2 protein-coding genes are annotated in these 6300 nt (G+C 40.7%); both read right to left on the bottom strand.

Going from position 1 to position 6300, the window contains the following annotated elements; all coding sequences use genetic code 11:
• Positions 1–4888, bottom strand: a 4888-nt coding sequence (locus BUC06_RS23060; protein ID WP_139263429.1) for a non-ribosomal peptide synthetase, incomplete at its 3' end; no start/stop codon positions are given.
• Positions 4888–6300: non-ribosomal peptide synthetase (locus BUC06_RS23055; RefSeq protein ID WP_139263428.1), on the bottom strand; the 1413-nt coding region annotated here is incomplete at its 5' end. The genes BUC06_RS23055 and BUC06_RS23060, both read right to left, overlap by 1 nt.

The following is a 6300-nucleotide window of genomic DNA, read 5'->3' as shown; positions in this document are numbered from 1 at the left end:
CGGGAGTCTTTCCAGCCTGTGATTCAAACAAATCAACAACTGTCATGTCCTTAGGATAGTCTATCGTTGTAGTATTGAATTCCTCTAATAATTGATGGGCTTCTTCTTTCGTTAGAATTGACAGTTCCTCAACTGTTGTTTGCGATGGCTTATCCATATTTGAAAGCAATGCTTTCAATGCTTCTTCTATATATAATACCATAGCAGAAGGATCAATTCCTACAGATGAGATATTGAAGATTAAACCAAAGTCATGACCATAATCATCAACATCCAAAGAAAACGGATAATTGTCTCGGGTAAAGCTTGATATCAATTCTCCATCAAAGCCAGGAACCTGATCCAGATGGCCTGATCCAGAATGTCTGTAGTTCAATAAGGCACTGAACATTGGGACATCATTAGGAATACCGCTCCAATCGTGAACACTTGATAAAGAAGTCTGTTCATGATCCAAAAGCTTTTGCAAATGCTTATTCGTCTGGGAGATGTATGAAGGGATATCACCTTTGAGATCCAATAATACAGGAAGGGTATTCATAAACAGCCCCAATGAAGATTCCGAGCCTTTAGCTCCCTGTAACCTTCCCAAAAGAACTGAACCAAACAGAGCATAATCTGTACCGCTGCATCTTCCCAAAACAAGACCAAAAGCCGCATGGAATAATACAGCAGGACTGATCTGAAGATCTGCCGACAGCTTTCGGATACCATCGCGCAATTCAGCAGATACCATCACCTTTGATGAGATGATTGTAGTATTTCCATCAATCTTGGTATCTATTAAATTAAAAGGATAAGTAGGTGATTCAATCTGTCCGAATAGCTCACTAAAATACTTTTTGCTCTCATCTAATTTATTCTTATTCAAGGTATGACCTATGAAATCTCTGTATAAAGCCGGAGTAGGAAGCAGACCTGTCTGCCCTGATAAATAAAGCCCAACCTCTTCTATTATTTTTAAGGTTCCAATGTGATCCATCATCATATGATGGTGATCCAACACCAAATAATACTTTCCATTGGCCACATCACTAGCTACTTTCACTCGTACTGCCGGTGCTTGGGTCAAGTCCATGTACAAGTTGCTTGTTTGCTCTTGCTCAACCTGAGATAAAATATCAAGCCTTTCATCTATTGATAACTCCTCTACTTTCAGGTCTACTTCTCTCAGTACGACCTGAACGGTCTGAGTAAACCCTTCATTCAGCACACACGTGCGAAGCACATCATGGCGGTTGATGACAAACCTCAAGGCATCTATAAATCCTGAACGCTTATCCGGTGATGAAAAAGATAATAGAACAGGTAATACATAAGGATCACCAGTATTTCTATCACTCATCAGGTGGTGAAAATAAATACCTTCCTGTAAAGGAGCCAATGGATAGATATCCTGGATATTGGCCGCACCTCCCGGAACATGGTCCATGATGGTATCCAGTTCATTCTGGCTCAAATCCACCAAAGTCACCATGGAAGGAGTGATATACTCACATCCCTCTACGATACCATTCTCAGGGATCTTATATTCTTCTTCGGTAGAAATTAACTTCGTACTCAATTGAGCAATAGTTGGGCTTGAAAAAATATCTCGAATAGGGATGCTATATCCTATTTCTTGAACCTTGGAAATCAACCGGACTGCCAATAAACTTTGGCCTCCCAGTTCAAAGAAATTGTCATGGACACCTACTTTTTCTACTCCCAAAAGATCCTGCCAGATCTCGGCTAATCCTTCTTCCATCTCTGTCCTTGGTGCAACATACTCTTTCGTGGACAAGGCAGATGGGTCCAGTTCCGGCAATGCCTTCCTATCTAACTTTCCGCTTGATGTCAGGGGCATCTCGTCTACTTGTACCCATAACCTGGGAACCATATATTCCGGTAAAATTTTCTGTAATTGTGATTGTAATGCCTCCTTGTCCAGATTTTCCTCCATAACCACATAGGCGACCAGCCGCTTGCTCTCTTTAATGTCGTGTTTGGCCACAACACATGATTGGCTCACACCCGGTAACCGGGACAATATATTCTCGATTTCACCTAGCTCTATCCGGTAACCGTTGATTTTTACCTGATCATCTTTCCTGCCTAAAAACTCGATGGTACCATCAGAAAGCCATCTGGCCAAGTCACCAGTCTTGTACATCCGTTCTCCATCTTTGAAAGGATTAGATACGAATTTTTCATTGGTCAACTCCTCATTGTTCAAATAACCAACGGCTACATTGTCTCCTCCTATGCACAATTCTCCTACAACGCCTATCGGACTTATATAGTCTGATGAATCTAAAATATAGATACTTGTATTAGAAACAGGATACCCTATGTAAATCTTTTCCAAAGAACTTATATCTTCTGGTACAGACCAACCACTTGCGTGTACAGATGCCTCAGTAGGACCGTATAAATTATCAAACCGTACTTTAGGGAATTGCGCCCTAAATGAACGAACCTGCTCCACAGTCAACGCTTCCCCACTACATAAAACCTTAGATAAAGAAGGACAATCACCGATAGCTATTTCTGCTAAAAAGACCTCTAGCATCGAAGGGACAAAATGAATGGTGGTCACTTTTTCCGTTTCTATCAAATCTTTTAGATAGGTAACATCTCCCTGTAATCCTGGACGTACAAAAATAAGTTTTGATCCATTGATCAGGGGCCATATCAACTCCCATATCGATACATCAAAACTAAAGCTCGTTTTTTGCAGGAGCACATCTTCTGATGTCAACCCGAAAGTATCCTGAGCCCACAGAAGACTATTTAACATCCCTTTGTGAGAGTTCATAACTCCTTTCGGCTTTCCTGTACTTCCAGAGGTGTATATAATATAGGCCAGGTTGGATGGAGAAGCCACCCTTTTTATTTTATCTCTGGATACTTTATCTAAAGTATCCCAGTCATTATTCAATAAAATAACGTCTATATCATCTTTAGCCTGAAGAGTAATTGCACTATCACTATTAGTAAGTAATATCTTAATCCCCGAATCCTCTACCATATATTCCTTACGGGATTGTGGATAATCAGGATCTATAGGAACATAGGCTGCGCCTGACTTCAGAATTCCAAGGATACCAGTGATCATCTCCAGGCAACGATCCATGCAGATGCCTATCAGATCTTCTGAGGAGACTCCTTTATTGATCAGGTAATGAGCCAGCTGATTGGAACGTTCGTCCAATTCCCTGTATGTAAGACTCTCACCTTCATAAACCACTGCTATAGCGTCAGGAGTTTTTACTGCCTGCGCTTCAAAAAGGTCAACAACGGTCTTGTCTTTCGGGTAGTCTACGGCGGTATCGTTGAACACCTCTAGTAACTGATGTCTTTCTTCTCCGGTAAGCATTGCCAGATCACTTACCTGAGTGGATGGAGATGCAACAATGGATTGTAAGAGTTCCTGATAATGGAAGAACATTCTTTGGATCGTTTCTTCTTTAAACAGATCCGTACAGTAGTTCATGTTCACAGAAAAACCGGCCTCACTCTCCTCTATGGTTATTGTTATGTCAAATTTTGCAGTGACCTGCCCTTGTGATTCATAATTGCTCAAAGTAAGCCCATCCATCTCTATCTGCACTGCATCCGGTGTATTCTGTAAAGCAAACATCACCTGGAACAGAGGAGTTGTACTCATATCCCGTGTCCTTATAACACGCTCTACCACCTTCTCAAAGGGAACCTGCTGGTGGTCGTAAGCATTCAAAGTCGTTTGCTTAATTTCCTGTAAAAACTCACGGAAAGATGCATCCCCTTTGATCTGGGAACGAAGAGCCAAAGTATTGACAAAGAAACCGATCATCCCTTCCAGTTCCTTTTGGGTACGGTTGGCGACAGGAGTACCCACACAAATATCCTCCTGGGCGCTATATCTGCCCAACAAAACTTTAAATGCAGCCAAAAGGGTCATGAAAACGGTAACGCCCTCCTGTTGGCTTAAAGCATTAATTCCTGTACTCAAGCTCTTGTCCAGTGCAAAGGAAAGGCTCGCTCCCGAAAAACGCTGTAAGGCAGGACGCCTATAATCGGTGGGTAATTCTAAAACATTTACTCCTTGCAATTGATTTTCCCAGTAGGATAATTGATTGTCGATAATAGTACCTTCCAAATGCTTTCGCTGCCACAGCGCATAATCAACATACTGCAAATACAATGATGGTAAACCGACTTCCTTGCCAGATACATAAGAACGATAAAGTTGAATGAACTCACCAATTAATATATTTTGGGACCAACCGTCACTGGCAATATGATGGAACACTCCCGCAAGGACGTATTCATTATTCCCCAAGTCATACAGGCACGAACGGAACATATAATCTGAATCCAGATCAAAAGGAGCTGATAAAAACACTCTTAAGTCTTCCGTTAGTGTAGAAGCGTTAGTTGTTATATCTTTAAAAGAAAGTTCCCATTCATCCGGTGAAAGGACTTTCTGATATCCCACCCCTTCTTCTGAATAGATAATTGTGCGAAGTACTTCATGACGGGTAACGATTTCTTTAAGACTCAGGAAAAGAGCCTTCTTATCCAAATCACCCGAAAGTTTCAGCGCAAAAGGGATATGGTATTCCACACTCCCCTGCAATCGGTCTAAAAACCATAAACGTTCCTGACCAAAGGATAAGGGTATTTTTTTGATAAGTTTTCTATCAAAAGGATTTATCTCTTCTTTATCAAGTCGTCTATAGGTGGTTTCGGTTGCATCAAATTTATTGAAATGTTCAATAATAAGTTCCTTATTAAGCTTTATCTCAACAAGCAAGGCATCATCGATATTTTCATTTTCTGAATTTAAAACCAGGGAGCCTTCCTCTAATTCTAATTTAATACCTTTATCATGAGCCTTTTTAATAATATTTAAAGCCTTATTCATTATATTGTAATTTTCTTTTTGTAAAACACATCTGAACTTTCTTTTTCCTTTATTTTCTTATGTTCTATATAAGTAGCCAGTTCACCTATATTGACAAAATTGAAAATATCTTTAATCAAAATTTCAGTTTCAAATTCTTTAATAATAGTTGAAACCAAACGAGTGGCTAATAAACTGTGCCCTCCCAGTTCGAAGAAGTTATCATGGATTCCTACCTTTTCAATTCCCAAAAGCTCCTGCCAGATCTTAGCTAATCTTTCTTCTGTCTCTGTCCTTGGCGCAACGTAGGCTTTCGTGGAAAAAGCAGAGGAGTCTATGTCCGGCAATGCCTTCCGATCCAGTTTTCCATTGGAGGTCAGCGGCATCTCGTCGAGTTCTACCCATAATCTCGGAACCATATATTCCGGCAGAGTTTCCTGCAATTGGGATTGCAAGGCTTCCTTGTCCAGGCCTCCTTCCATCACTACATAAGCGATCAGTCTTTTGTTACCCTGTTCATCTGCACTGGCTAAAACACAAGATTGAACGATTCCAGGTAATCCTGACAATGCGTTCTCGATCTCACCCAGTTCAATGCGGTAACCTCGTATCTTTACCTGATCATCCTTCCTGCCTGTAAACTCAATATTCCCGTCAGGAAGCCATTTGGCTAAATCACCGGTCTTATACAAACGATCTCCTGCTTTGAAAGGATTGGCTACGAACTTCTCATTGGTCAGCTCCTTATTATTCAAATACCCTCTCGCTACTCCTGACCCTCCGACAACCAGTTCACCGACAACCCCTATAGGAGCTGGATTCATGTGTTTATCCAATATATAGGCATAACTGTCTTTGATCGGTTTACCAATTGGAAGCGTATGGCCTGTGACTTCAATAAGATATGATGTTGAAAAGGTGGTATTCTCGGTAGGTCCGTATACAATGATGACTGTAAGGTCCGGGTATAATTTTTTTACTTTATCGGTGTACTTGTATAAAACAGTATCTCCGCCCACCAATAAATACTTCAACGATTGGAAAACACTTACATCTTCCTCTACGACTTGATGGAACCAAGAAGTGGTCATAAATAAAGTCGTGATCTTATTCTCTAAGATCAATGTTTTGAAAAGTATTATGTTCAATAGAGTATCAGTCGTTGTTAATACCAATTTCCCTCCGTTTAATAAGGTTCCCCAGTATTCTATGGTCGTTGCATCAAAGGATATCGACCCTGTGGACAGCCAGACTGTTTGATCAGTTAAACTGATATAATCACAAGTCGTAGATAAACTGACGATACTTTTATGTTCAACCTGAACCCCTTTGGGACTACCCGTACTTCCGGAGGTATAGATCACATACGCCAGATTATCAGGAGAAATGGTTCTTTCTATTTTATCCCTGGAAACTTTACTGAAAATATCCCA

The organism is Chryseobacterium carnipullorum, from assembly GCF_900142785.1.
GTDB lineage: Bacteria > Bacteroidota > Bacteroidia > Flavobacteriales > Weeksellaceae > Chryseobacterium > Chryseobacterium carnipullorum.
This window is presented reverse-complemented; position numbering and strand designations above follow the sequence as displayed.